Source organism: Allobosea sp. MMO-172, assembly GCF_037147855.1.
Lineage (GTDB): Bacteria > Pseudomonadota > Alphaproteobacteria > Rhizobiales > Beijerinckiaceae > Allobosea.
In genome coordinates this window covers 52,833-78,261 of the sequence record NZ_JBBCUM010000017.1, presented here as the reverse complement: position 1 = coordinate 78,261, position 25,429 = coordinate 52,833, and the positions used below count along the sequence as shown (strand labels likewise).

Here is a 25,429-nt window from a genome sequence, read left to right as displayed (position 1 = left end):
CCTCCGGAAAACGTCAAGGCTTCGCCGATCGCGCGAACGGGGAGGTTCGTGCGGCGGTTGCCGTGATGGGTGAACAGATCCGCGCCGCAGGGCGCGGGGGCGCGTTGCTAAAGGACTTGGCTCAGGAACTGCCTCGTCCGCGGATCCCTGGCATTGGTGAAGAATTCCTGCGGCGGACCGTGCTCCACGATCACGCCCTTGTCGGTGAAGTAGATGTGGTCGGCGACCTCGCGCGCGAAACCCATCTCGTGCGTCACGAGGATGCAGGTCATGCCGTCGGCCGCGAGTTCCTTGATGGTCACGAGCACCTCCTTGACCGTCTCGGGATCGAGCGCCGCGGTGACCTCGTCGAACAGCATGACGTCGGGGCGCATCGCGAGACTCCTCGCGATCGCTACGCGCTGCTGCTGTCCCCCCGAAAGCTGGCCGGGATAGGTATCCTCCTTGCCGGTCAGCCGCACTTTCCCGATCAGCGCACGCGCACGCTGCTCGACCTCGGCCTTCGGCTCGCGGAGAACCTTCACCGGCGCCATCATGACGTTCTCGAGCGCCGTCTTGTGCGGGAACAGATTGTACTGCTGGAAGACGATGCCGACCTTCCTCCGCAGCGCGAGCTTGTCCAGTTTGGGGTCGTTGACCTCCTGGCCCTGGACCGTGATCGAGCCCCGCTGGATCGGGCTCAGGCCGTTGATGCAACGGATCAGGGTCGATTTTCCGGAGCCGGACGGCCCGATGATGCAGACGACTTGGCCCTTGCCGACATCGAGGCTGATGCCCTTGATGACCTCCAGCGTGCCGAACGACTTGTGCACGTCACGCAAGGAGACGATCGGTTCGCCCGGCTGCGATGCCGATATGGCGGTCACTCTGGTTTCAAACGACATATTGACGCTCAAGCTTTCGTGTCAAAAGCGCGATCGGATAGATGTAGGCGAAGAAGAGGCACAGCAGGAACAGGTAGAACGGGAACAGCAGGTCCGGCCTGGCACCTGTCGCTTCCATGCCCGCCTGGGCGTTGGCGACAGCCTCGTGCACGCTGAAGATCGAAGCCATTGGCGTCGAGAGTGTCAGCAGCGCGTACCAGTTCATCCACGGCGGAATGGCACGCCGGACGCATTGCGGCAGGATGATCCAGCGCAGCGTCTGGGAGCGCGTAAATCCCAGTCCTTCTGCCGAATCCCACTGCCCGGTCGGGATGGAGTGCACGGCTCCGCGGACGATCTCGCTGATGTTGCCCATCACCGGCAGGGCGAAGGCGACGACGGCCTTGGCCCAGTCCGGCAGGGGGACCCTGCCTCCGCCGGGCAGGCGCAGCTCGGTCGGCAGCATGTACATGATGGCGAAGAGGATCACGAGCCAGGGCGAGTTGCGCAGCAGATGCGTGACGAACCGTGAGGGCATGCGCACCGGCCAGATCAGGCTGATCTGCATCAGGCCCAACGCGATGCCCAGCACCGTGGCCAGCGCCATCGCCAGAAAGCTCATCGCGAGGTTGAGCGCAAACCCGCGCAGGATGAAGGGCAGCCAGATGCCGAGCGTTTCGATAGCCGAGGCACGTCCGGGTGGGTTGGACTGCGCCCAGGCGGAGACCAGCGACAAGGCGAATGCGATCAGGAGGCACAGCCCGTACCGCCAACTCAGCCAGGCCAGCGGGCGCGCCGGCGACAGGCGTTCCTTGTCGATGACGAAGGCGCGCGTCGTCATTGGCCGTACCCCGGCAACGCAACTTTGCGCTCGATGAAATGGAGCACGCCCGCCAGCGCCGTCACCACGATGATGTAGAAGAGAAACAGCAGGAGCATCATCTCGGGAACGTTGACGTTGTCCGACCAGACCTGATTCAAGACATAGGTCATCTCCGGCACCGCGATCACGTAGGCGAGCGAGGTGGTCTTCGCCAGGCTGACCAGATTGTTCGTCAGCGCCGGCAGGGCGATCCGGAATGCGAGCGGCAGGGTGACGTAGAGATAGGCCTGCCAGCGAGAGAAGCAGAGGCTTTCCGCCGCCTCAAGCGTTGAATCCGGCACGGCCTCCAGCCCCGAGCGGAAAATCTCGACGTTGAAGGCACCGCCGAAGATGCCGAGCGAGATGATGGCCCAGCCATAGGACGTGATCAGTGGCTGCGAGTAACCGCCCATGTCGACCGCCGGCATGAACGTGCCGAGGCCGAAGAAGAAGAACAGCAGCTGGATCATTGGCGGCGTGTTGCGGAAGGCCTGGATATACGCGTCCATCACCACCCGCACGATCGCGCTCCTTGCATTCTGAGCCCAGGCGCCGAGAACGCCGATCACAAGCGACAGCAGCAACGTCCAGAAGATCAGCTGAAGCGAGTTGCTGGCGCCGGTGATGAAACGATCGAACTCATACTGATCGTAAAACACGTTGAAGTTCAGGCCCGTCGTCTCGTACAGCCTTCGGAAATAAGGTCCGATGAGATTCAACATGAGCGGCCATCATCGACGGGACGGGTCTGAACGCGCATCGGTCTAGTTCTTCGGGTTCAGATAGCTCGTGTCCCAGCGCAGCTTTTTCTGCTGCTCCGTGAACCAGTCGCCGGGCTTCACATTCCACTTCTTGGCCAGCTCGATGAGTTTGCCCTCGCCCTGCCAGCGATAGGCCATCCCGGCCATGAAGGCGCCCCAGCCCTTGTTCAGTTCCTCGATCGGGACCGCCGCTGCCCAGGGATTGTTGTAGAACGCCGAAACCGGCATCTCGTAATCCTGCCATTCGGGCGCTTCGAGATCGGCCATGATGCTGACGTCGTCATAGACCCAGGCGATGCATTTGCCCGTCCGGAGGGCTTCCTTACCCTCGGTATTTCCGGCGAAAGCCGTGAGCTTGGCCTTCAGCTCGGTCTCGACCATCTTGTTGTAGGCATTGCCCTGCTTGCCGCAGACGGGCTTGTTGGCAATGTCCTTCCAGTCCTTGATGACGCCCTTCTTAGCGAGGATGCTCGGGCCGGAGGTCCAATAGGCCGGTTCGATGATCCCGACGATCTTGCGGCGCTCGGCGGTGTCGTACATCCCGCCGATGATGAGGTCGATCTTGCCCTGCTGCAGCATCTGCATGCGATTGGCCGAGGTGATCACGACAGGCTCGAACTTTACCCCGAGCGTGTCGGCGACGCTCTTGCCGAGATCGACTTCGATGCCCTGAAGCGTGCCGTCCGGAGCCGGGAACGACCAGGGCTTGAACGCTCCCTGCACGCCGACCTTGACCGTGCCCCGCTCGAGAATCTCCTTGAGGCGGCCTTCTGCGGCCTGGGACGGTCCGGCTGCGAGGATGACGCCGCACCCTATCACTATCGCGGCGAGCGCCGCGAGATGCTTCGAACTGCTTGACGATGCCATTTCTGTTTCCCCTTTTGTTTGGACTTCTGGCAGCTGGTCGTCTTCAGGCCGCATTCCCCGTCGGAAAATGGCGGCTCTGATAGTCCAGGAACGTTTCGACCTCCTCGGCCTCCCGGGCCGGTTCCCAGCCCAGGAGATCGGCCACGGACCGGGCCGCCTGCGCGACGAAGTCTCGATCGACATGCCGCCCCCAGGCGTGGCCCGTTCGCGTGTAGAGGATGCCGCGCAGATCGCGCGCGTGCTCGTCGCGCACCGCCGCCCTGTAGGCCCCGGCCTGATCGGTCTCGCCGTCGGTAGATATGCCGGCATCGCCCATGCGAGCACCGACGTTCGGCCGCGAAGGCGGCAGCAGTCTCGAGACGGCTGCGCGCAGTTCGCGCCCGGCGCTCATATGGCTCTGGACCGGGCCCGCCGTCATGGCCAGCACGCGTGGCAGACCCCTGGCGGTCAGGTCGTGAATTTCGCGCGTGCGCCGGCCCATCGGCTGCTCGGGGTCGAAGGTGAGCGGACGCACGCCCGCCCAGGTGAAGCCCACATCCTTCTTCCCCAGGGACAGTCCCGGGAGCAGGTGGTTGGCCTCGCCAAGCAGGAAGTCGACATCGTCGCCGGTCGGGCGCGCTTCGTCCGCATCCTCGTCGAACGGCGTCTCCGTGGGGCCGAAATAGAACCAGTCTCCTTCAAGCGGCAGGCAATAGAACGGCATGCCGCCGCGATGGAGCGTCGCGATGCCGTAATCCTTGTAGCGCTGTGGCAGGCGCACGACGATGTGCGAGCCCTTCGTCCCGCGCACGAGCGGCTGATTGGGTTGCTGCCCGACCGGGCCTATGTCGTCGACCCAGCTCCCTGCCAGGTTCAGAACGACTTTCGCACGGATCGCCTCGCTCCCACCCGAGCGATCCGTGAGATCGACGATCCAGTCGCCGTCGGGAGCGCGCTCGCGCAGCGCCGCCCGCGTGAACAGTCGCAAGCTGGCGCCGTTCCGCTCTGCCTCGAGCGCGTTGTCGACGCAGAGGCGATCCGGCCAATCGATCATGTATTCGCGATAGGTCGCGACCGATTTGAGCTGCCCCCGGTCGCGCAGATCGGCGACGAAGGGGATGTCTCGGTCGAGGTCTGTTCGGATACGGCGATAATCGAGCGGCGGGTTCGCGGGACCGAGGCGGTTCAAGAACGCGAAGCCGATGTCGAGATGCCAGCCGCGGATATCGGCGCCGCTGTAGAGCGGAAAGCACATCGTGAAGGGCTTGCAGCGCTCCGTTCGAAGGCGAACCAATTCTTCGCGCGACTCCATGGCGGCTTTCGCCATCTTGACCGCCCCCAGGAGGCGCATTGGCGAGCGGGCGAACGTCCTGACAGGGTGGTGCGTCTCGAAATAGCGCAGGCCGCAATGGAGTATGCGTGACGAGCGGCTCGATGCGCCATTGGCGAGATCGGCCTTCTCGGCAAGCAGCACATGGTAGCCCGCGGCTGTCAGCTCCCGCATCGCACTGGTGCCGTTGATGCCCCCGCCGATGACGACGACATCGAAGCTATTCGTGCTGGCCCCTGCCCTTGCCATCCGTCGGAACGATCCTCTCCGAAAAAATCGACGCCGCAAGTTAATCGCCAGATCGGAAATACTCAAAATAGAATGTTCGGGGATCGTTATGCAGAAAACTTATATTGAATCGCGATTGTGCGTCTTTCTCGTAGGCCTGTGACCGCGGCACAAAGCCGGTACCACCGAACTTGGTCTGTTGAACCTCGTCGCCAATCAAGCGTACCCGCTGCTAGCGCGGTAGTCGTTTCAGTACCTCATCGCGTTCGCTTGCAAGCAGGTCGAGCAACGCGTCGACCGCCCGACTGGGCGGCCGTGAACCCGGCCGCAATAGCGCGACGTTGAAGGGAATCGACGGCGAAAACGGGATGATGCGGACGTGTTCGTCGATTTCGGTGACAGCGGTGTAGGGATCTATGAGCCCGACACCCATGCCATGTTTAACGAGCTGGTACGTGGTGGCAGACACAGTTGTCTCATATGCAGGCTCGTATTTGATACCGGACGAACGAAATGCCTGCGCAACCAGCTGGCCGCCTGAAGTCACCAACGCCAAGGAGATGAACGGCACGCCGACGAGATCACCAGGCTCAATCCACGATTTGTCGGCAAGCGGATGATCAGTGCGGACGGCCGCAACGTAAGGCATATCGCTGAAGGGTTCGATGCGGAATCCGGATCGTCGAAGGGGGGTCTCGGCTAGGCCGATGTCGATCTGCTGAGAGGCCGCCCACTCTTCGACCCGGGCCGATACGGTGACGTTTAGCAGAATCTTGGTCTTAGGCCACTCAACCTGGAATTTCGCGAGAAGCCGCGGAACGAACCCCAAAGCTAGGGCTGGCATCATGGCAGTTTCGATGCGACTGCTTTCACCCTCCGCCACGCGTGCAGCGAAGCTTCTGAGGGAATCGAGCGAGACATATGCGCGTTCGATTTCATCCAGGAGAAGGCTCGCGACGGATGTCGGCGTGACCAGGCCGCGGCGACGCTCGAAGAGTGTTACGCCCAGCTCGGCCTCGAGCTTATCGAGCAGCCGGCTGACCGCCGGTTGGCTTCGCCCGAGTAGCTCAGCTGCAGCGCTCACGGTCCCCGTCAGCATGACCGCTCGAAACGCTGCAAAGTAGATCAAATTCACCGATAATCGCTCCAGCTCATACTGGCTATCCACGCGGACAGCTTAGTCGAGCGATACCCAAAACCCAATGCTGGACGACATACGGGACCTAAGGGCGATCGGCCTAATTTCCTAGAGTATAATCGAAATGACCAAGATTCGTGTCGGGAAGTTGACCTCCGGTTTTGAAGGAGATTCTTCTGAGCCGGGTGTGAAGAACGGCTAATTGTTGTCGTCTCGCAGTATTCGACTATGCCAGATTCGAGCGGCGACCCTATCAAATTACAGTAAGTTGATTTAGGGCCGTGACCGTGTTCCCATCTCTGCCACGAAGCGCGGCGGGGATTTCGATGCGCCCGAAGGAACGTCGCCAGGGGCGTGGCCTGACGACGGTATTTACGAATATTTGTATTTGCCGCCCCATCAAGCAGTGCTTCATCGCACGCTTCCATATTGTGCTGCCTTTTTGACGTGAGCACTGCAGTCGTGTCCCATCCTGCAACTGGCGTATCTACTTGCGTCCGGTTGAAGCGAGAGGTCTCAGACCACGCTCTCATTCACGACCTCGGGGATACTGTGCGGAATGACCAAACTATCTCGCCGCAAGCGCCGGTTCTGAGCCCGGTGACACGAATATCTTCATCATCAGATGAGCCTGCATAGCCTCATCGCGTCGAGCATTCCCGCGTGGATGTCGCGGGAGGAAATGGCATCACCAATACGGTGGAGATCATAGTGGCCATCGGGATTGAGACTAAGGGTTTGCCGGTCAGCAACGACAAATGCGTCCAAATCGGTGACACCATCATTTCGCGAGCCTGCGCGTAAGTCATTGTAAAATTCATCCATAGGAATGGTTCCGCGCTCGATAACGAGGCGGTCGCAAGCCATAACCTCTTCGACGCCGGTGTATTCGTTTACGAAAGTCGCTTCGATGCGGTGTCCGTTGCGGACAGCGCGAACAAGCCGCTTATCCGGATACATTGGCGTGCCGTTTTGATAGAGCTCCCGCATGATGAAAGGGCGATCGAGGAAGCTCGTCTCCAGCGCCGTGTGCCTATCAGGGGTAACATAAACGAGTTGCGCGCCCTGCTCAGCCAGCATTTCTGCGCTCGCCGCGCCGGCGATCGTGCCCAACCCGTCATAAAGGAGCACGGTTCCCTGCGTTTTACGTGGGGTCTCCAGTATATCCCAGACAGTTTCTGCTAGGGGGCAGAACAAGAGCTGCTCGAAATCGTACGCTAAGGTCGAACGTACAATGAACGTCATGCAGCCCGGAGGATTCTGGCGGGAAGTCGCAGGGGTCTGAAGCCCTCGGTCATCTGCTGCTCGGTGTCCCAGGAATAGATGCCTGTGAGATTGATGTGCTCCCAGCCGAGCGGCGAGACATGCTTGAGCAGTTCGTCGGGAATGTTGCGACCCTGCTGGCGCAGATGGGCTGTCGCCCGGCTGAGATAGACGGTGTTCCAGTGGACGATGGCGCTGACCACCAGATTGAGTCCCGACGCCCGGAAGGCCTGACTGTCGTAGGACCGATCACGGATTTCGCCACGCTCGTGGAAGAAGACGGCGCGCTTGAGCTTGTGGGCTGCTTCTCCCTTGTTGAGACCGGCCTGGCAGCGCTGGCGCAATGCCGGACTCGAATACCATTCGATCATGAACAGGGTGCGCTCGATGCGGCCGAGTTCGCGGAGCGCTTTGGCCAGATCGCTCGATTTCGATGAGGCGGACAACCTTTTGAGGATCGTCGACGGCGCTGTGGTACGCGTCGTGATCGAGGCGGCCAGGCGTAAAAGATCGTCCCAATGCTCGAGGATGAGCGCGGTGTTGATCGGCACGCCAATATGGTTGGCCAGCGCCGGATAGGCATCGGCCTTCTCGAAGGCGTGGAACTTCCGGTCCTTGATGTTGCGCAGCCGGGGCGCGAAGCGTTTGCCGACCAAGGCGAACAGCGCGAAGACATGGTCGCTGGCGCCGCCGGTGTCGGTGAAGAGTTCCTCGATCTCCAAAATCGTGTCGTGGTCGAACAGACCGTCGAGCACATAGACAGCCTCGCTCTCGGTCGGGCTGATCGGCAGGATGCTGTAGTAGCCGTATTGGTCGGAGAGCCCGCTATAGAATTTCGTTCCCGGTTCGCTGCCATAGTGCAGATTGATGGCGCTGAGCCGGGCGGCCCGGTCGCTGGCCCGAAAGAACTGTCCATCGGACGATGCCGTTGTTCCGTCTCCCCAGAGCCGTGAGTGCGGATGGCGCGTATGTGCATCGGTCACGCAAGCCTGCGCGGCCCGGTAGGTTTCGGAGCGAGCATGGAAGCTGCGCATCCAGCCGATCTGATGGGCGCTGATGCCTTTCGACGCCCCCGCCATGCGCTTCGGGCCGAGATTCGTGCCGTCGGCGAGCACGCCGGCCAGCATAGCGGCGATGTTCGGTGGTGCATCTCCCGTCCGTACATGGGTGAACTGGTCGGCAAAACCGGTCCATTCATGCACCTCCCGCAGCAGGTCGGGCACCTCGACCAGGGGATACATGTCGCTGATTTCGGCATTGAGGGCCTCGGCCGCGGCAGGAATATCGCTCGCGTGCGGCGTCACGATCAGGGTGCCGGCCTCCAGCCTCACGCTGTCGAGCTTGCCATAGCGAGCCCGCCAGGCCAGACGCTGCAGGTTGAAGTCCATCATTTCCCGGACTTCGGAGAGCCAGGCTGCGCCGTCATCTTGGACGCCGAGGCCGAGCCTGTCTTCCTGCTTCAGGGCAACGAAGGCGGGCTTCGGCATGAGATGTTCGTCTACCGGCCGGAACGAGCGGCTGCCTTCGACCCAGACGTCTCCCGAGCGCAACCGATCCCGCAAATGAGTGAGCGTCGCAATCTCGTAAAGCCGCCGATCCGGCTTTCCACCGTCAAAGACCAGTTCGCGTTCCGATTTTGTCAGATGCGACACCGGAACGCGATCGGGCAATACACGCCGCCCTTCCACGTAGAGTCGTTTCAGGGTCGCGATCGCGGCAAGCAGAGGATCGTGACGCCGCTGCGAGTGGAAGGCAAAGGTCTGGAGGAACGCGCCGGCATATTTGCGGACGGTGGCATGCTGCTCTGCTGCCATCGCCAAGGGAGACACATCGCTGCGCTCCACCATAGCCTCGAGCCCGGGTTTGACCTGAAGCAACCGATGCCATCCGACGCGCCGATCCAGCGTCCGCATGAGATCTGCATCGGTATCGTTGGCCACCTGCAGGGCCTCGATCGTGTCGAGGAACAATCGCAATGCCTTCGACGTCTCCAGGCGGACGCTCATATGACGCTGCTTTTTCCGATTGTTGACCTGGGAAAACAGCCTGCCCATCAGCTTGATGAACATCAACACGGCATCGTCAGTGAGCTTCTGGCCGAGCTTGATGATCTGCGCGACGATTGTCGCACGCCGGCGGCTGGCGTTGAAGTCGCTGGCGAGCCATGCCGGCGTGGCGTCACCCTCGCGGACCATCTGATCCCACCGTCCCGAGGGGATTCGGGCCTGCAGGCGCGGGTCGATCCCGAGTGTACGCAGGAACGCGATGCGCTCGGTCAATCCGACGAGATTCATCGCTCCTGGTGCATCCGGAGCCGAACGCAGCCAGTGGAAGCGCGTCTGGCCAATCGCCACCTCGACTTCCAGCAACCTGTCCAGCATTTGCAGCTTTTCCGGATCAAGGTCCGCGATCAGGGTGTTCTCGGCGCGACGACGGGCAATGGCCCGAGCGGCCAATCCCATGCGCTCGATCATGTTCGCGGCCGGCAGCAGCACCCGGCGCTCCCGGAACGAGGCGATAATCGCTTTCGCAATCGGCATACCTTTATCTGTCGCCGAGGCTGTTTCGATCGCCGCCACCAGAGCCTCGCGTCGATCCCGCAGGGATGCGCTCCTCAGATCCAGATAACGCAGCAAACGTCCAATATGATCGCGACGGGTTTCCTCACGGCGGGCGTAGAGATCAAATTGCCTGGGATCGGCATTGATCTGCTCGGCGACATAATTGAGCATCGCGGCTGGAGGACTCTCGTTCGGCATGAGTGGCCGGCCCGGATAGCGCATAAGGCAAAGTTGAACCGCAAAACCAAGCTGGTTGTGCTTGCGCCTACGAAGCGCGATTTCAAGCCGATCGGCTGGCGCGAGAGAATAATGACGGATGAGGCTGTCCTCATCGGTCGGGATGTCGAAAAGCTCCTGTCTATCCTGAGCCCTGAGGAGTGTCCGTCGGGCCATCTTTTGCTCCTTGCACGTGAGCGTCGGCGCACCAACCCTCTGTCCAGAAACGGACGATTCCGTACAGGGGCAAAATACCCTGTCCACAAATTACCTTGACATATTTCTGAACAGGCGTGATATTTCGGACGGCCTATTCGGACGAAAACAGCCCCATGCCACGCACCTTCGCCTATGTCCGCGTCTCCACGACAGGGCAGACCACCGAGAACCAGATTCAGGAGATCGAAGCGGCTGGCTTTCAGGTCGAGCTGCGTCGGATCGTTACCGAGACGGTGTCCGGCAGCACCGCCATCGTGCAGCGCCGTGGTTTCTCCCGGCTCCTGGACAAGCTGGAGTCCGGCGATGTTTTGATCGTCACCAAACTCGATCGCCTCGGCCGCAACGCGATCGACGTCAGCACCACGGTCAAGACGTTGGCCGAAATGGGGGTGCGCGTCTATTGCCTCGCGCTTGGTGGAGCCGATCTCACCAGTTCGGCCGGCATGATGACCATGAACGTGCTCAATGCTGTCGCACAGTTCGAACGGGATTTGCTGATCGAGCGGACACAATCTGGCCTCAAGCGCGCCAAATCGGAAGGGAAAGCCCTCGGCCGCCCCGCGACGCTGAGCGACAAGCAAAAACAGGACGTTCGCGACGACCTAGAGACAGGGATGAGCATTTCGGCCACTGCCAGGAAATTCGCAACGAGCCGGCAGACCATCATGCGGGTTCGCGACGAAGGTTCATCCTCCGTTCGACCTTAGCGTACGATCTTGAGCAGCTCTTGTTCTGGCCCCCATCCTGCACAGCTGGGGGCAGGCGCTCACGCATCACCCCCATCTCCATTGCCTCATCCCCGGCGGCGCATTGGCGCGAGACGGCCGCTGGATCGACTGCCGGCCGAACTTCTTCCTGCCCATCCATGTCCTCTCGCGCTTGTTCCGCCGCCGGTTCACCGAACGGCTCGTCCAGGCGCATGAGGCGGGCGAGCTCTCTTTCTTCGGGCAACTCGCCGCGCTGAACGGACCCGAGGCCTTCGCCAGCAGGGTGACCGAGCAACGGCGGATCAACTGGGTCGTCTACGCCAAGCCGCCCTTCGGCTCAGTCCATTCGGCGCATTCGTCGTGGGTCAAATCCCGCAGAGCGAAGCCGTCCAGATGTCCGTATTTGGCCCAGACCTCATCGAGGACTTCGATGGCCGCGATCGAGAGGTGCTCGAGGTTGTCGATGGAAACGCCGTGGGCGGCCTTTACGGCGGAGTGATCTCGCGTTCCGACGTAGTGCTTCCATTCCGGATTGTCCGGAGTGGCGCTGTTCACGTGATCGAGGGTCGGGGAGAGGACCGGGCCGTGAGGCATAGCGACCAACGTGTCGCCGATGAGAGGGAGCTCGTAGGCATCCAAGTAGGCTCGTTCCGCGAGGTAGACGAGCTTGGCCACCTTGAGCACATCGATAGAATCGTCTTCGCGGAGCGTGAAGTATGCGGTGACCTGTGCTGCTTTCTCGACCTTAAATGTGTTCACTTGACACCTTTGTCGTCCGGCCCGGCTCGCGCCGAGCGATCTTATGAGTCGAAATAGCGGGTTCGTGCAGGCAGAAGCGCCATACTTCGGCGCCTCATTCAGGCTGGCCTGCATCGCGGACCGATAGTCATCGAGGTCTTTGCTGATTGCCGATTGGTGCCTCCTGTTCCACGCGCCATCCTGATCGGCTGGGAGCGGCGTCTCGGCACGCCCGTCATCGCGGCGAAGTCGCAATCGATCGGAAGAGTTCGAAAGTCCAGATGCGAACCTGATGCGCATCCGGGCAGGCAACGCGGCATTCCCTTGCTGCGCCGGCATATGCGGTGGCGACGGCTCATCGGGAGAAGCGGGACCATGTAGCCTTTCTCCGGTAGCGTTCCGGTTTGAGCTGCGCTTACCGGCATCGCCTCGGGTTTGCTGCGGTCTGAGCCGTCGGCCGTGCATTTCAAGGTCGCGTGCCGCGCCGCGTGGCGGCCGGCCTTCGCCGATCTCGCAAGCCGGACTTGCGTCCTTCGCGAGGGCTGAAAGCCCTGCTCGTCCGCACCCCCGGCCCGCTCGCCTGGCAAAGGCCGGACCTGTGAACCGCCCGGCTTGCGCCGGTTCCTTTCGACCGCACCCGAGGCGATGCCGGCAAGCGCCAGCGAGGCTCCCCGGGAGCAACCGAAGAAAGGATGACGACATGGCCAAGACCGCACAATCTTCCCGTCAGACCGCCCGCGTCGTGCCACTGCGCAAGGGCACCACCCTCGAAATGGTCCGCCTCGCCTGCCCCGATGCGACGCAGGCCACGCGCATCTCGGAGAGCTTCGGGCTCGCCGTGCTCGACAGCAACGGCATCCGTGACCTGCACGAGCGCCTGATCGTCGAAACCGCCGACAGCCTCAGCGAGGGTCTCGCGGAGCGGGCGATGCAGATCCACCTCCAGCGTATCGTCGGTGCCTATGTCGGCTCGGCCCATGGCGCCGGCCAGTTCTACACCCGCGCGGTCACCGAGGCGCGAGACGCTACCGCTAAATCCGCCTGCGACGATCGTGACGAGGATCTGGACGGTCCGGTCGGCTTCGACGGAAAGGCCCAACGCCGCCGCGAGTTCGCCGCCGACATGGGCCTTCAGGCTCACGCGCTCCTCATGGCGGCCGAGGGCGCCGTGCGAGCTTACGAACAGGTCGTCGGCGAGAGCTGGAAGCCCTTCGAGCGTCCGATGGATAACATCGGCACATCCGTCGACCGCAAGGCGGCCGAACTCCAGATGGCCGCCTTCGGCTAGGCCGTAGGGCGGGGCTCCGGCCCCGCCCATTTCGCGCTGCCTTGCAAATGTAGATCGCGGTATCTACATTCAATTTCGATGCTATCTACATCGAGGCTGCCATGCCGATCAATGTCAACAATCCGGAGGCCGACGCGCTGACGCGGAAATTCGCCAGCATGGCCGGCGTCAGCATCACCGATGCCATCGTCATCGCCATGAAGGAGGCGATCGAGCGGCGGCGCAATGTCGAGACGCCGCAGCAGACTGCGGCACGGCTGCGGGAGAAACATGGCATCGCTCTCAACGACAAGGCAAGAGAGCCGCTGCCGCGAGAGGCCTTCGACGATTTGTGGGATCAGACGTGATGTTCGTCGACGCCTGCGCCATCATTGCCGTCTTGTCGGATGAGCCGGAGGCCGAGCGCGTGTCCCACGCGCTCGCCAGCGCAAAGAAGCGGATCACCTCGCCGGTTGCCGTGCTCGAGGCCGTTCTGGGCCTGACGCGCCCGGACAAATTCAACCTGTCGGTCGAGGCGGTCGAGCCGCTGATGCTGGAGTTCCTGGACGAGCGCGGCATCGATATCCGCGATCTGCCGCCGGCAAAACGCGCCACGACGCTCTCCCTCTCGGCAGTTCATCGCTATCGCTCCGGACGCCGCGGCCTCAACCTCGGCGATTGCCTGCACTATGCCTGCGCGAAATACTACCGCGTCCCGATCCTCGCGACCGCCGACGAGTTTCGCGAGACCGACATTGAGACCGTGCCGTAATCGCCCGGTCACTCAGGGTGCTATTTCAGTCGTTTCTTCTGCGGGCTTAGCGGGAACATGGCCGGGTCGTCGTTCCACGGGTCAAACACGGTCGCGCCGGAGCCGCGTGTGTCCTTCACATTGCGGGTGACGAGATAGAATTCGTGCTCGATCGCCACAGCGGCGATCATGGAATCGATCACCGGTGGGGCGTGTCCGGTTGCCCGCTTCCCTTCTCCGGACATACGCCCCCAACGACGCACGATATCGTCAGAGAGCGACAGCACGCGCGCACCGAATCTTTCGGCCAATGTGTCACGGGCGGCCGCATAGCGCGGCCGGTCAGGATGATCGTCGGGCAGATTATGGATGCCTTTGTCGTATTCGGCGAGGGTCAGAATGCTGATATGGAAGGTCTCCTCGTCCTGGCCGGCGGCCCAGGATTTTACGGAGGGCGCACCGTGGGGATTGATCAGCGCGGCGACGACATTGGTGTCGAGTAGCCAGCCCTTCAAAGCTCGACATCCCGGCCGCGATCGGGCTCACGTTCAAGGTCGAGGCCATTGAGGTGAAGCCCTTCCATGAACTCGACGAAGGGAGGCTTGGGCTTCCGAGGGACCAGGCGCTCGAACTCCTCGACGCTCATGACGACGACAGCATCATGCCCACGCACTGTTACCCGCTGCGGTCCGTCCTCGCGGGCATGGCGCACCACTTCGCTGAAGCGGGCCTTCGCGTCCTCCAGCTTCCAGCGGCTTGTCGCCCCCTGGCTTCCAGTTCGCCCTGCTTTCGTCAGTCCTGCCTGCCTGGCCATTTCCGCGCACCTAGTCAGATAGTCAGATATATAGCCTATCCCGAGCCATGATGCCAGACCGTGCCGATGGATGAGCGTAGAAGGAGAGGGGAAGCGCGGCTCGCGACCCCGTTCCGGCTGCGGTCCTGCCGGGGGCGGGCAGGCCGCGCAACGGCTGCGCCGTCCTCCACATGCGTTTTGGCCCTTCGCCATCCCATTGGCTTTGCCATGGGCTCGGCTCGGGTGCGCGCCCTCCCTGATGACCCCGGCTCTGCGGACCGCCGTGACGGGGTCGCGAGCGGCGCGACCTCCACGATGGAGGTTCAGGACCATGACAAGGAAGAATGAAGGCGAACGGGCGGACATCTACACCCGGATCACAGAGAAGATCGTCGCAGATCTGGAAAAGGGGGTGCGACCCTGGATGCAGCCCTGGCGCGCCGGGAATGCCATCGGCCGGGTGACGCGCCCGCTGCGGCACAATGGCGTGCCGTACGGCGGCATGAACGTGCTGTTGCTCTGGTCCGAGGCGATGGCCCGCGGCTTCGCCTCGCCCACCTGGATGACATTCAAACAGGCGCTTGAGCTCGGCGGGGCCGTCCGTAAGGACGAAACCGGGACCATCGTCGTCTTCGCCAGCCGCTTCACCAAGACGAAGGTCGGTTGCGGCGGCGAGGAATTCGATCGCGAGATTCCGTTCCTGAAGGCTTACACAGTCTTCAATGTCGCCCAGATCGATAGGCTGCCCGAGCAATACTACGGTGAGGCCGAGTCGGTCCGGGACCCTATCCAGCGCATCGAGCACGCCGACCGCTACTTTGCGAACACCGGCGCCGTGATCCGTCATGGCGGTGACAAGGCGTTCTTCGCTCCCGCGGTTGAATTCATCCAGATGCCGCCTTTCGCCACGTTCCGCGACGCGGAGTCCTATGTGGCGACCCTCAGCCATGAAGCGACGCACTGGACAGCGGCGCCCCATCGCCTGAACCGCGATCTGTCCCGCTACGCCAAGGACAAGAGCGAGCGCGCCCGCGAAGAACTGATCGCCGAGCTCGGAAGCTGCTTCCTCTGCGCGGACCTCGGCATCGTTCCCGAACTCGAACCGCGTCCCGATCACGCTTCCTACCTCGATTCCTGGTTGCGCGTACTCGCCGATGACAAGCGCGCCATCTTCCAGGCTGCGGCGCATGCGCAGCGCGCTGTCGCCTATCTGCATGGCCTTCAGCCGGCGGCCTCCGAAGAACGGGAGGCCGCATAACGGCTGCCCATTCTTCCTCCCGTCTGCTGATCCTCGCCTGCTCGGTGACTAAGCGCAACGGCCCGGCTTGCGTGCCGGCGATCCAACGGTATGACGGTTCGCTCTGGCAGACTTTGCGCGCCGTCGATCCTTACGGCGAAAAGGCGAAAGTCGCCTTACTCTCCGCGCATCTCGGCTTTCGCGCCGCCAGCTCCCCGATCGAGACCTACGATGCGCGCATGACGGACCAAGTGGCCGCCGCCATGAAGGTCCGCGATCTCGGGACACGCTGGCCGGGGCTCGATGTCATGCGCCATCTGGTCGAGCTGTTCCGCACGGGTGGCTATGTCGTCAGCGATGCGCGGGTGCGTGAGATCTACGGCCCAATCGGGCAAATGCGCCGCGATCTTCGGCTGTGGCTCGATGGCCATGATGGGGAGGGGCCCTGATGCTGGCTTCCCCGAACCCGGCCGCGAAGGACTGTGCGCCCTCGGCCATCCGTCTGCGCGCCCTTAGCCTCGGCGCCGGCGTGCAGTCCACGACGATGGCCTTGATGGCCGCCCATGGCGAGATCCAGCCCATGCCCGATTGCGCCATCTTCGCCGATACCGGCTGGGAGCCGAAGGCCGTCTACCAGCACCTCGACTGGCTGAGGACCGGCAATGTGCTGCCTTTCCCCGTTCACATCGTCTCCGCCGGGAACATTCGCGAGGAGCTCGTTGGCGCCGGCGAGGGCAAACGCTGGGCCTCGATCCCGGCCTTTGCGAAGACCGTCATTCCGGCCGGCTCGGAATTGTCGGTCTACGACGAGAATGAGGAGGGCGAAATCATCGAGATCGGCTCGCGCAGCACATCGCGCGAGCCGATCTCGATTGGGATGATCCGCAGGCAATGCACGACCGACTTCAAGATCGTGCCGATCCGCAGGAAGGTGCGGGAGCTTGCCGACCTTACGCGCAAGCGCTCTCCCTCCTACGCTGTTGTCGAGGCCTGGATCGGAATCTCGACCGACGAGATCATCCGCGCCAAGCCGAGCTTCGAGGCGTGGCAGGTCAAACGCTTTCCCCTGATCGAACAGCGGATGAGCCGGCGCGATTGCCTCGCCTGGCTGCGCCGTCATGGCTATCCCAAGCCGCCGAAATCGGCCTGCATCGGCTGTCCGTTTCACGACAACGGCCGTTGGCGCGACATGCGCGACCACGATGTCGAGGCCTGGGCCGACGCCGTCGAGGTCGACCGAGCCCTGCGGGCCGGACTGCGCGGTATTCGCGGCGAGGTGTTCCTGCATCGCTCCTGCGTGCCGCTCGATGAGGCGGACCTCTCGACCGCTGCCGACTACGGCCAGCTCGATCTTTTCGGCGACGAATGCGAGGGCATCTGCGGTGTCTGATCCATGGCGGTTTCCACGTCCGGGGTGACAGGCACCAGGTCATGATCCAGTTGGGGTCACCGCCCGTTCCGGGCGGCCTCGCTCTATGCCTGCGGCACGGAGCCAGCCTGCGGCCGTCTCCGCCGGGTCCGGTTACGATCGTTTGTCCAGCGGCGTTATACAGCGCACCATCGGGAAATCTTGCTGGAGCGCCTGTCCGGGGCCGCTATGAAACAAACCCTATAATAGGATTATGTTCCATAATCGATCTTATGCGAATCGCGATCCACACCCTTTCATGCTTGCGGCTCCGCGCTGGCAGCGGGGCCAGCTTGGACAGGGTTCTGTGGCGGCGGATTGCCTGGCGATCAGAGCAGGCTTCGCTTGGCCGCACCTTCGATTTCAGTGGCGGTGGCAGGAGGGGCGGCGGAAAACCCGGCCCCTCACAAAGGCCTGCCATGGAGGCAAGCGGCACCTCAGCTGCGGATAGTGCCGGCGCGCGAGCACGTTCCGATACCGAGAATAGCGCGACGCGTTGGCCGGACCTCGGAGGTCGAGGCAGAGGGTTGTCGCATCCGTGGAGAGCCGACGGGCGGATCGTTCCAGTGTGAGCTGCTGGCGGATGTGGAGGCGCCGACACGGCCGCGGCCATATCGCGGTTCCTTTCCGGTCTTATGCCGGCCGTCCCTCCCGCGGGCTCGATGGGGCATGTCTGACCGGAGAACGGCTTCGCCTCGATCGTCCTCCCGCAACGGCGCCGTAGATTTTCTGACCCCTGCCGGCTGCGCCGTCATTCCTCACCCACTAACAAAATCGCCAGTTGCCGTCCTCCATTGCATTTCGGCCTCTGCGAGGTGCGGTCCGATCGTCCCCGGTCTTGTCGACAGCCATCGAGGCCGCGAAGGCGCGGCCCGAAACTGCAAAGGAACGGCACAATGGCTAACATCGGCACCTTCACCTCTTCCGCCACCGGCTTCTCCGGCGCGATCAAGACCCTCACCCTCAACGTCAAGGCCCGCTTCGAGCGCATCGAGAACCCCTCGGACAAGGGCCCGCACTTCCGCATCTTCTCCGCAGGCGTCGAGCTCGGTGCGGCCTGGCAGAAGCACTCGGAGCAGAGCGGCCGCGACTACCTCTCGGTTAAGCTTGACGACCCGAGCTTCCCGGCTCCGATCTACGCCACCCTGGTCGAGGTGGAGGGCCAGGAAGGTCTCCAGTTGATCTGGTCCCGGTCGAACCGGGACTGACGTCCGGCCCCCGGCCCCGCCACACGGCGGGGCCATTTCCATGTTCGGCCGACCAAGGTTCGAGCGACGGGAGCTGGGCCGGCTGCCGCCGGCAAGCGGACACGGCGCCTGACCGGCGCCGTGGTTTTCCCTCTCTCTGACGTCGCAGTGTACACCTGCCGCTCCGGCGTCAAGGACATCGCGGTCCCCCCGAATTTCAGCCCCGGCCGCGGCCGGGTCGGAAATCCGGCTCCCCGCTCGCCGCCGCTGGCGGGCGCTACGCGCTCCATGACCCCTCGCGGCTTCGGTGCAGGCCCCTGCCGTCATCGAGACGAAAGGAGAACACCATGATTGCCCAGAAAGCCGTCTACTACAGCATGATGCTCGACTGCTTCAGCGACCTCGTCCGCGCCAATCGCATCGGCTGCGACAACGACCTCCCCCGAGAGGTCCACGACAACGTCCTCGCGCTCCTCACGGAATTGCGGGCCGACCTGCAGGATTACCTCGCCTTCGAGAGCCGGGCGCTCTGCGAGACCGATCCTGAGCTGCGCGAAGATCTCGCATGGCAATTGCGACGGCGCCAGCGCGGGATCGACAGCTACTGGTACGAAATCAGCCCCTTCAGCCTCGGCGGATGGCATCGCGTTGGGCGCGATGGCTGCTTCGTCAATCCGGTCACAGGCTGCCGCGGGCAGCTCGGTGACGACATGTTGTTCCTCCCGATCCCCAAGGAGCGGTTATGCGGGCTCCCGTCGCTCCTGCCCGCCATCGTGAAGGAATCCTGTCTGGGCTTCGCGTCCGAGATCGTATTCTATCGGGTGAAGCAGGCACCGGCGCGGTTGAACGGGAGGCCGCAATCCCTCGATCTGGACGCCGAGATTCCGTGGTGATCAGATACCGGGAGGCGGCGGTCGCGGCCGCCTCCCTCTCATCTTTCCACCGGCGTCGACCAGCTTGGCGCCCTGTCGAACCAGGCTATCAGAGCCGGGAGCCCGCGTTTCCGGGAGCGCGCGGCACCGTGGAGCCAGGCCGTCTTTCTCTGTGTCGCCTTGAGCATACTGTCAGCTGGCCCGCCGGTTAGCTCGCGGCCGTTTGCGACCCCCGTCGTCTTCGAACACATCGGTCATCGAGCCGTCGACGGATGATCAGCAGAATGTCAGCTTCTTAACGGTTCTGCTGGAAAGCGATCGCGGTCTCTTGCGTTGCCCTTCCGTTTGGCTAACCTGCCCTTGCGGAAAGCGAGACCCTTTCCATTTCTCCCAGAGCCTGGTTCTCAGGCAACCTCAAGGGCCTACGGGCCCTTCTTCTTGAGCGATTGCTGCTGCGGATGGCGCCGCGTCGCGTGTCGAGCGAAACCCATCATCCAATTGTCTGCATGGCGTGCATCGGTCGCAAAACATGGGGCCGGGCTGTGCGCGAAAAAAAAGGCCAGCGTCCCTATCGGAAGCTGGCCTTGAAAGTTTGAAACATTCGGCGACACGCCGAATATCTCCGAGGGGAACGGCTGAAACGGGGTCGACGCCGGGAGGAGGTGGCGGAGCCCGTTCGGAACAACCGTGGGGCAGATATCGATCTGCGCCGGTCATTTTGCAACGCAGCATTACCGAAGGCGGTTATGCGTCTTGTGCATAGCAAGGCCATAGCAGCTCGATACGTCAGGCGCGCAGGTTCTGCTCACGGTTCGCCGCCCGCTCGAGTTCGGACTGGCTGACCAGCACACCCTTCTGGAAGACGCGCAAGATGTGACGCCGGATCCAGCCTGCATCTCGCGAAAGAGTCGAAGCGCTTCGCCCGCGGTGGCGGCGCGTTTGCTGTCCTTGGAGGTCCGCGTGAAGGCTTTGACCTGATACACAATATCCTCGCCGTTGATTTCAGACTTGGCGATAGCGGAAGCGAAACCGGGAATAAAGCCTGAGGCCGAAATCGCGGCTCCCATGCGCCGTTTCTTTGGTCCGTCGCGGCTGACCGGATGAAGCAGGCGCCAGAGTGGTTCGCCGCGAAGACACAATCCCCCGATCCGGACGCGGAGATCCCGTGGTGAGCATACGCCGGGGAGGCGGTGCAACCGCGTCCTTCTCCTCTCCACCGGCGTCGCCCGGCCCGACGCTCTGTCGAGCCAGGCGATCAGAGCCGAGAGCCCGCGTTTCCGCGAGCAAGCGGCACCGTGGAGCCAGGCCGTCTTTCTCTCTGGGGTAATGAGCATACCGTCAGTCGGCCCGCCGCAAGGACGGGCGGTGCCCCCAATTTCGCCGCCGCTGCGCGACAACGAAATCGGCTCCCCCACCCGCCGGCTCCGCCGGTTGCTGACGCAATCCTTGCCCCGGACCTCCAATGACCGGTGGCGGCCTCCCGTCATCGAGACATTGGAGGTTCACATGAACAACGCTTTCGACATCTACGCGGACATCGCCGAGCTGCGCGCGGAGCTCGCGGAATGCATCCTCACCCGCAAGGAACGCACCGAGACGCAGGCACGTCTCGACCAACTACTCGCCGAGGCGGATCGGCGGCGCGAGAGGGAGGAGGCGTGAGCCTCCTCTTCGCATGTCGACGACGGCAGTGTTGCCGTTCGCGGTCGGGGGCTTCAGCCGTTGAGTGCATCCTTCACGGCTTTCGCCGGCGTGAAGCTCAGCTTCTTCGAAGCCGCGACCTTGATCGTCGCGCCGGAGGCGGGATTGCGGGCTTCGCGCTCCGGCATGTCCTTGATCTTAAATTTCCCGAAACCCGGGATATTCGTTTCAGCGCCGGTCTTGGCCGCTTCAGCGATCTGCTTGAACACGCTGTCGACGATGGCCTTGGCCTGCGCTTTCGTCAGGTTCTGATCAGCGGCAATCTTGTCGACAATCTCAGCAGTGGTGGCCATCGGGGCGCTCCTTGGTGTCGTCGTTGGTCGTCAAATCTGTGCGTAGGCGCCGAATAGCGACGCGTCCGGTATAGGGCGTACGCACCGTGATCCCGTCAAGATGCGGCGCGGTTCTACGTCGGCGGATTTCGGGCCGCGTCACCGGAGCGGTCGAGTGTGCCGGCCAGCATCCAAAGCGCGAGGGGCGCCGGGTGTCGTTGGAGGATGAGGGCCATGCAGTCAGCGGCTTCGACTGACGCGGTGCAATCCCGCTCTCTCGTGATGGCGTCCTGGTCCATCCCCGGATCTTCCACGATCAACCCACAGGGGGGCCGCTAGCAAGCTGCGGCCGCTTGGCTGAAGCCCGCGCGGTGATCGCGACCGGGGCCGGCCCTTCGAGGAGCCATCGAGCGGGAATTCCCCCGCTCCGGATGGAGCCTCAATACCATGTCCGATCTCAGCCTCGCACGGGACCATGCCTTCCACCTCGCCCGCACCCTCATGGTCCCGGTCACGCTCTTCAAGTCCGGCGACCATTACGGCGTCCTGCCCAGCGAGGAGCTCGACGCCGACGACGACCTTGAGCCCATCCACGATTATGATCCGTGGGACATTATGACCACCTCCCGGTGAATCAACCGAAGCATGTGCAGCTCAAGCATCCCCGAGCTGCACATAATCTTGCGTCGATTGGCTGGCCGAGAGACCGCAGCAGCAAATTCCTCTCACAACGACTGAAGAAAAGCCTTGAGCCGATCCGGCGGCCGATATCTCAGACCTTGCGAAGCAACTGGCTGCAAACGGCTTAGCGCTGCCTCCTTCATTGCAAGATCTGCTTCCATGTAGATGTGTGTGGTGCTCGGATCCTCGTGCCCCAGCCAAAGAGCGATCACGGTCAAGTCCACGCCAGACTGCAGGAGGTGCATCGCCGTCGTATGTCGGAAGGTGTGTGGCGATATTGATTTCTTTTTCAGGCTGGGCACCGTGCGAGAAGCCGCTTCGACCGCAAGGCTGAGCCGCTGCGTGACATTCGAGCGCGATATCCGACCGCCCAAGCTACTGGGAAACAGATAGGCCTCGGGATTTTTGTCATCGAGATGGTCGAGCCATCTTCGGAGTGTCTTCGCGGTCTCCTTCCAAATCGGTACGCTACGGCGTTTGCGACCCTTCCCCCGAAGATGGGCAACCGGCGCAATCTCCAGGACGACATCTCCAACGCGGAGGCCAATCGCCTCCGAGACACGAGCGCCGGTGTTGTAGAGGAATGCAAACAGTGCGCGATCCCGCCTACCCGCCCATGTTCCACTATCGGGCGCGCTGATGATCGCTTCCACTTCAGGCCGGGTGAGATAGCCGAGTACGGGCCTGTCGTGCCGTTTTTGCGGGATCGCAAGGCTACGCTCAATCGTCGTGATCGCCGTCAGATCCTCATGAGCGGCATATTTCAGGAAGGAGCGGATGGCCGACAGGCGCGCGTTTCTGCTGCGAGAACTATTTCCCCTGTCTCGCTCCAGATGATCGAGGAAGCCAAGCACCATATCCGCGTTGAAGTCCGAAAGGCTCAGTTCGGTCGGCGATTTGCCGATCGACCGTTCGGCGAACGTCAAGAGCAGCTTGAAGGTGTCGCGGTAGGCCGCGATCGTGCAGGGACTGACCGCCCGCTGTTGGCACAGGTGCTCGACGAAGAAGCTCTGAAGCAGCCTCGGGAAAGATGGGGCAAGATCATTCATCGCAATCTCCCTCTGCCCCATGAAAACGTTGCTCAAACCGGCGGCCAGCCAAGGCCATCAATTCAGGGACCGACTCGAGATACCAATAGGTGTCACGCAAGTTGACGTGGCCAACATAAGTCGAGAGCATCATCATCGCCGCATCGACGTCCGCCCCGTTCGCCTGCCAATCCATGATCCGTCGGCATATGAATGTATGTCTCAGGTCATGCAGCCGCACGGATGGATGCTCCCCCCGGGGTCTGATCCCGATTTTCAGCACCAGCCGGCTCCATGCGTGCCGGACGTTCGCGTATCTTAAGACGCCACCCGTCAGCTCATTCTTGAAGAGTGGATCGTTTCGGCTGCACCGGAATCCCCGGCACTGTTCCTCGACGAATGCGCTCAGGGCGGCTACGGTCGTTGGGTGAAGCGCCACGATACGCTGGCGTCCGTACTTCGCTTGCCGGACGACGATATGCGCTGCCTTCAGGTCGAGGTCTCCGATTTGCAGCCCCAGCGCCTCGGAGATGCGAAGCCCGGTGGATGCGAGCAACCCGATTAGCGGAGGCAACATCAGGGTACCGGCAGCGCAAGCGCGGCGATTTTTTCGAGCGACGGAGAGGATGGCCGTTATCTCTTCTGGGGCGAAGATGTGAGGTGCGAGCCGCCGCTTCGAACTGCCGAAAGGACTCGTCGCTGGGAAGGTCGTATCCGGTTCTTCCGCTGTGAGATGCAGGGCGAACGGTCTCAGAATGTCGAGGCGCCGTGCCCACGTAAAGGGATCGCCGCGCGATGCAGCGTCCTTGGCCCAGCGAACCGCGATTTCGGATGTGAGCGCGCCTTGGTGGCCTATGTCGTCGGCGAACCGGGCAAAGGATAGGGTTTGGTCGCCAGGGCGATCGAGTTTGAATCCAAGATGACGGCGATAGGCGAGATAAGCCTCTGCTCGCGATAGCATGGTGGGATGCGTCATCATGCGCTTTCTCCCGGCCAAGGCAGGGCAACCGCTGACAATCTCGTGGAATCGACGCGGGCATAGCCGGCGGTCGTTACAACGCTGCGGTGGCGCATAACATCTGCAACCTGCTTCAGCGGCACGGCATCGTTGACCAGATTGCTGGCGATCGTATGCCGGAGGATGTGGACACGTGTGCGCTCCCATCCCAGCCGTCGATATGCCGTATGCAATGTCCTTTGCACGACACGTCTGCCAACGGGTTCTCCGATTGGCGCGAGATGACGAACAAATACCTCTCGTCGGACGCTCGGTGGTCGTTCATGGACTATGTAGTCCGCGAGCGCCTCTCCAGTAACGGATGGTAACGGCATGAAGTCACGGCGGCGCGACTTGGATGCTGGCACCCTGACTAGGCCATTCTCCCAATCAATGTCGTCCAGGGTAAGTCGGACCACCTCCAATGATCGCATCCCAAGGTCGGCGAGACATCGAACAATGGCGTGCGCCCTCCTTCTACTGCGGCCCAGCGTGGATGAAATCCGAAGCAGCTCCTCCAACTCGCTTGTCGACAATGCCTCCGGAAGATCCATCGGCGGCTTGAATGACGGTGTCGGCACGGCATGCAGTAGGAGGCGGACGTCGTCACCAAGCAGGGCCCGATAGCGCAGATAGCACCGAACTGCGCTTGCGTGACAGCGGATCGTGCGAGGTTTTCTATATTCGTCGCCCATGACGAAAGCGCGCAGATTGGAAGGTGTTAGAAAGTTGGCGATCGGTTGATCAGCACGAATCCGAGCGATCAAAAGGCGCCGGATAGTGCCGCATCGATGACGGCATGTTTCGAGCGATAGCCCCCAAACATCTTTCAACGTTGTCTCGAATGCCGATATCTCGATGTCTATGGCGCTTGGCACGGGCTGCCCGACGACACCTTCGGCGCGCAGCACGCGAAGTAGGATGCTCAACGCCGGCCTCAAGGTGATTACGTTGGACGGCATGCGATGTTTGCAGGTGCAAACGCTCTGGTGTTCCGACAAGAACTCGCCGATGCAATCCTCGTCAATAGATTCCAGCGGAAGGCCGCATGAACTCAGCCAACTGCCGAAATGAAGGACGCTGGCGATGTATATTCGGTGACGTCTATCGCGATAGCGGCCTTGGGCGAGATAGTCCGAAAGCAATCCGAATGCGGCCACAAAATGTTATCGGGATCTTCTGTACAAAGGCGCGTTTGAGATGCTGTCGGCATACCCGTTCTCCTTTCATGGTGGGAGTGCGGGTGCCATGTTGCCTACAGAACGATGCGACTGAGCAGACTGGATTATGTGCAGCTCGGGGATGCTTGAGCTGCACATGCTTCGGTTGATTCACCGGGAGGTGGTCATAATGTCCCACGGATCATAATCGTGGTTATGCGGAGCTGAGCATAACCACGAATTCGATCCGCACGAGCGCGGGCCGGCTCATTGAGCCGGGGCCGCAAGTGCCGCAGAGCCACCCCACACGATGGCCGCGATTTATGACCGGGCGCCGCGAGCC

At 62.3% G+C, this 25,429-nt stretch carries 26 protein-coding genes and 1 pseudogene; 12 read left to right on the top strand and 15 right to left on the bottom strand.

Translation table 11 applies throughout. The features are described 5' to 3' along the window. Nucleotides 1-107: 107 nt before the first annotated feature. From WFK61_RS21770 to WFK61_RS21735, 8 genes are all read right to left on the bottom strand, one after another. Nucleotides 108-866, bottom strand: coding sequence for an amino acid ABC transporter ATP-binding protein (locus WFK61_RS21770; protein ID WP_442896352.1), 759 nt, complete (start codon nt 864-866; stop codon nt 108-110). Between the two features lie 7 nt (nt 867-873). Then, the gene (locus WFK61_RS21765; RefSeq protein WP_336814158.1) at nt 874-1,704 is read right to left on the bottom strand and encodes an amino acid ABC transporter permease; all 831 of its coding nucleotides are present in this window, start codon (nt 1,702-1,704) and stop codon (nt 874-876) included. Continuing rightward, complete coding sequence (locus WFK61_RS21760; protein ID WP_336814157.1) at nt 1,701-2,447, bottom strand: amino acid ABC transporter permease; 747 nt, start codon at nt 2,445-2,447, stop codon at nt 1,701-1,703. Before WFK61_RS21760 ends, WFK61_RS21765 begins: the two co-directional genes overlap by 4 nt. A 42-nt stretch (nt 2,448-2,489) precedes the next feature. Continuing rightward, entirely contained in the window at nt 2,490-3,353 is an 864-nt protein-coding gene (locus WFK61_RS21755) for a transporter substrate-binding domain-containing protein (RefSeq protein WP_336814156.1), read from the bottom strand. Nucleotides 3,354-3,396: 43 nt separating this feature from the next. After that, nucleotides 3,397-4,911 carry an FAD-dependent oxidoreductase gene (locus tag WFK61_RS21750; protein WP_336814155.1) on the bottom strand — a complete coding sequence of 505 codons (1,515 nt, stop codon included), beginning with the start codon at nt 4,909-4,911 and terminating at the stop codon, nt 3,397-3,399. 211 nt (nt 4,912-5,122) lie between these two features. After that, nucleotides 5,123-6,025, bottom strand: a complete 903-nt coding sequence (locus tag WFK61_RS21745; protein ID WP_336814154.1) for a LysR substrate-binding domain-containing protein — start codon at nt 6,023-6,025, stop codon at nt 5,123-5,125. 624 nt (nt 6,026-6,649) lie between these two features. Further along, nucleotides 6,650-7,273, bottom strand: coding sequence for a hypothetical protein (locus WFK61_RS21740; protein WP_336814153.1), 624 nt, complete (start codon nt 7,271-7,273; stop codon nt 6,650-6,652). Beyond that, nucleotides 7,270-10,245 carry a Tn3 family transposase gene (locus WFK61_RS21735; RefSeq protein ID WP_336814152.1) on the bottom strand — a complete coding sequence of 992 codons (2,976 nt, stop codon included), beginning with the start codon at nt 10,243-10,245 and terminating at the stop codon, nt 7,270-7,272. Before WFK61_RS21735 ends, WFK61_RS21740 begins: the two co-directional genes overlap by 4 nt. A 155-nt stretch (nt 10,246-10,400) precedes the next feature. Here WFK61_RS21735 and WFK61_RS21730 point away from each other — a divergent pair, with 155 nt between their 5' ends. Both WFK61_RS21730 and WFK61_RS21725 read left to right on the top strand, forming a co-directional pair. Then, on the top strand, nt 10,401-10,994 hold the full coding sequence (locus WFK61_RS21730; RefSeq protein WP_336814151.1) for a recombinase family protein: 594 nt from the start codon (nt 10,401-10,403) through the stop codon (nt 10,992-10,994). A gap of 13 nt (nt 10,995-11,007) precedes the next feature. Next, nucleotides 11,008-11,331, top strand: a pseudogene (locus WFK61_RS21725) (transposase); the annotation flags it as partial. Here WFK61_RS21725 and WFK61_RS21720 read toward each other — a convergent pair. Then, on the bottom strand, nt 11,310-11,867 hold the full coding sequence (locus WFK61_RS21720; RefSeq protein ID WP_336814191.1) for a Panacea domain-containing protein: 558 nt from the start codon (nt 11,865-11,867) through the stop codon (nt 11,310-11,312). The pseudogene WFK61_RS21725 and the gene WFK61_RS21720 sit on opposite strands and share 22 nt — an antisense overlap. Before the next feature lie 565 nt (nt 11,868-12,432). On the opposite strand from WFK61_RS21720, the gene WFK61_RS21715 reads away from it, so the two are divergent. From WFK61_RS21715 to WFK61_RS21705, 3 genes are all read left to right on the top strand, one after another. Continuing rightward, a complete protein-coding gene (locus WFK61_RS21715) occupies nt 12,433-13,020 on the top strand; it encodes a hypothetical protein (protein WP_336814150.1) in 588 nt (195 codons plus the stop codon). A gap of 101 nt (nt 13,021-13,121) precedes the next feature. Further along, nucleotides 13,122-13,367 (top strand): type II toxin-antitoxin system VapB family antitoxin, encoded by a 246-nt coding sequence (locus WFK61_RS21710; protein WP_336814149.1) that lies wholly within the window; start codon nt 13,122-13,124, stop codon nt 13,365-13,367. After that, nucleotides 13,367-13,771 carry a type II toxin-antitoxin system VapC family toxin gene (locus WFK61_RS21705; RefSeq protein WP_336814190.1) on the top strand — a complete coding sequence of 135 codons (405 nt, stop codon included), beginning with the start codon at nt 13,367-13,369 and terminating at the stop codon, nt 13,769-13,771. The genes WFK61_RS21710 and WFK61_RS21705 overlap by 1 nt, the downstream gene beginning before the upstream one ends. A 20-nt stretch (nt 13,772-13,791) precedes the next feature. Here WFK61_RS21705 and WFK61_RS21700 read toward each other — a convergent pair whose 3' ends face one another. After that, nucleotides 13,792-14,265, bottom strand: a complete 474-nt coding sequence (locus WFK61_RS21700) for a type II toxin-antitoxin system VapC family toxin (protein WP_336814148.1) — start codon at nt 14,263-14,265, stop codon at nt 13,792-13,794. Then, nucleotides 14,262-14,564 (bottom strand): type II toxin-antitoxin system Phd/YefM family antitoxin, encoded by a 303-nt coding sequence (locus tag WFK61_RS21695; protein ID WP_336814147.1) that lies wholly within the window; start codon nt 14,562-14,564, stop codon nt 14,262-14,264. The genes WFK61_RS21700 and WFK61_RS21695 overlap by 4 nt, the downstream gene beginning before the upstream one ends. Nucleotides 14,565-14,874: 310 nt before the next feature. On the opposite strand from WFK61_RS21695, the gene WFK61_RS21690 reads away from it, so the two are divergent. From WFK61_RS21690 to WFK61_RS21665, 6 genes are all read left to right on the top strand, one after another. After that, nucleotides 14,875-15,801, top strand: coding sequence for an ArdC family protein (locus tag WFK61_RS21690; RefSeq protein ID WP_336814146.1), 927 nt, complete (start codon nt 14,875-14,877; stop codon nt 15,799-15,801). Between the two features lie 71 nt (nt 15,802-15,872). After that, nucleotides 15,873-16,229, top strand: coding sequence for a hypothetical protein (locus tag WFK61_RS21685; protein WP_336814145.1), 357 nt, complete (start codon nt 15,873-15,875; stop codon nt 16,227-16,229). Continuing rightward, entirely contained in the window at nt 16,229-17,170 is a 942-nt protein-coding gene (locus WFK61_RS21680) for a hypothetical protein (protein WP_336814144.1), read from the top strand. Before WFK61_RS21685 ends, WFK61_RS21680 begins: the two co-directional genes overlap by 1 nt. Before the next feature lie 914 nt (nt 17,171-18,084). Next, a complete protein-coding gene (locus tag WFK61_RS21675; RefSeq protein ID WP_336814143.1) occupies nt 18,085-18,396 on the top strand; it encodes a DUF736 domain-containing protein in 312 nt (103 codons plus the stop codon). A 326-nt stretch (nt 18,397-18,722) separates the two neighbouring features. Beyond that, entirely contained in the window at nt 18,723-19,268 is a 546-nt protein-coding gene (locus WFK61_RS21670) for a hypothetical protein (protein WP_336814142.1), read from the top strand. A gap of 1,485 nt (nt 19,269-20,753) precedes the next feature. After that, on the top strand, nt 20,754-20,909 hold the full coding sequence (locus WFK61_RS21665; protein ID WP_336814141.1) for a hypothetical protein: 156 nt from the start codon (nt 20,754-20,756) through the stop codon (nt 20,907-20,909). A gap of 53 nt (nt 20,910-20,962) precedes the next feature. On the opposite strand, the gene WFK61_RS21660 is transcribed toward WFK61_RS21665, so the two are convergent. Continuing rightward, entirely contained in the window at nt 20,963-21,241 is a 279-nt protein-coding gene (locus tag WFK61_RS21660) for an HU family DNA-binding protein (RefSeq protein WP_336814140.1), read from the bottom strand. 426 nt (nt 21,242-21,667) lie between these two features. On the opposite strand from WFK61_RS21660, the gene WFK61_RS21655 reads away from it, so the two are divergent. Further along, entirely contained in the window at nt 21,668-21,853 is a 186-nt protein-coding gene (locus tag WFK61_RS21655; RefSeq protein WP_336814139.1) for a hypothetical protein, read from the top strand. A gap of 92 nt (nt 21,854-21,945) precedes the next feature. Here the strand turns inward: WFK61_RS21655 and WFK61_RS21650 are convergent, their stop codons facing one another. Genes WFK61_RS21650 through WFK61_RS21640 form a run of 3 tightly spaced genes read right to left on the bottom strand, consistent with a single transcriptional unit; the run spans nt 21,946 to nt 25,086 of the window. Further along, entirely contained in the window at nt 21,946-22,950 is a 1,005-nt protein-coding gene (locus WFK61_RS21650) for a site-specific integrase (protein WP_336814138.1), read from the bottom strand. Then, complete coding sequence (locus WFK61_RS21645; protein WP_336814137.1) at nt 22,943-23,908, bottom strand: tyrosine-type recombinase/integrase; 966 nt, start codon at nt 23,906-23,908, stop codon at nt 22,943-22,945. Before WFK61_RS21645 ends, WFK61_RS21650 begins: the two co-directional genes overlap by 8 nt. Further along, nucleotides 23,905-25,086, bottom strand: a complete 1,182-nt coding sequence (locus WFK61_RS21640; RefSeq protein WP_336814136.1) for a tyrosine-type recombinase/integrase — start codon at nt 25,084-25,086, stop codon at nt 23,905-23,907. Before WFK61_RS21640 ends, WFK61_RS21645 begins: the two co-directional genes overlap by 4 nt. Nucleotides 25,087-25,429 lie beyond the last annotated feature (343 nt).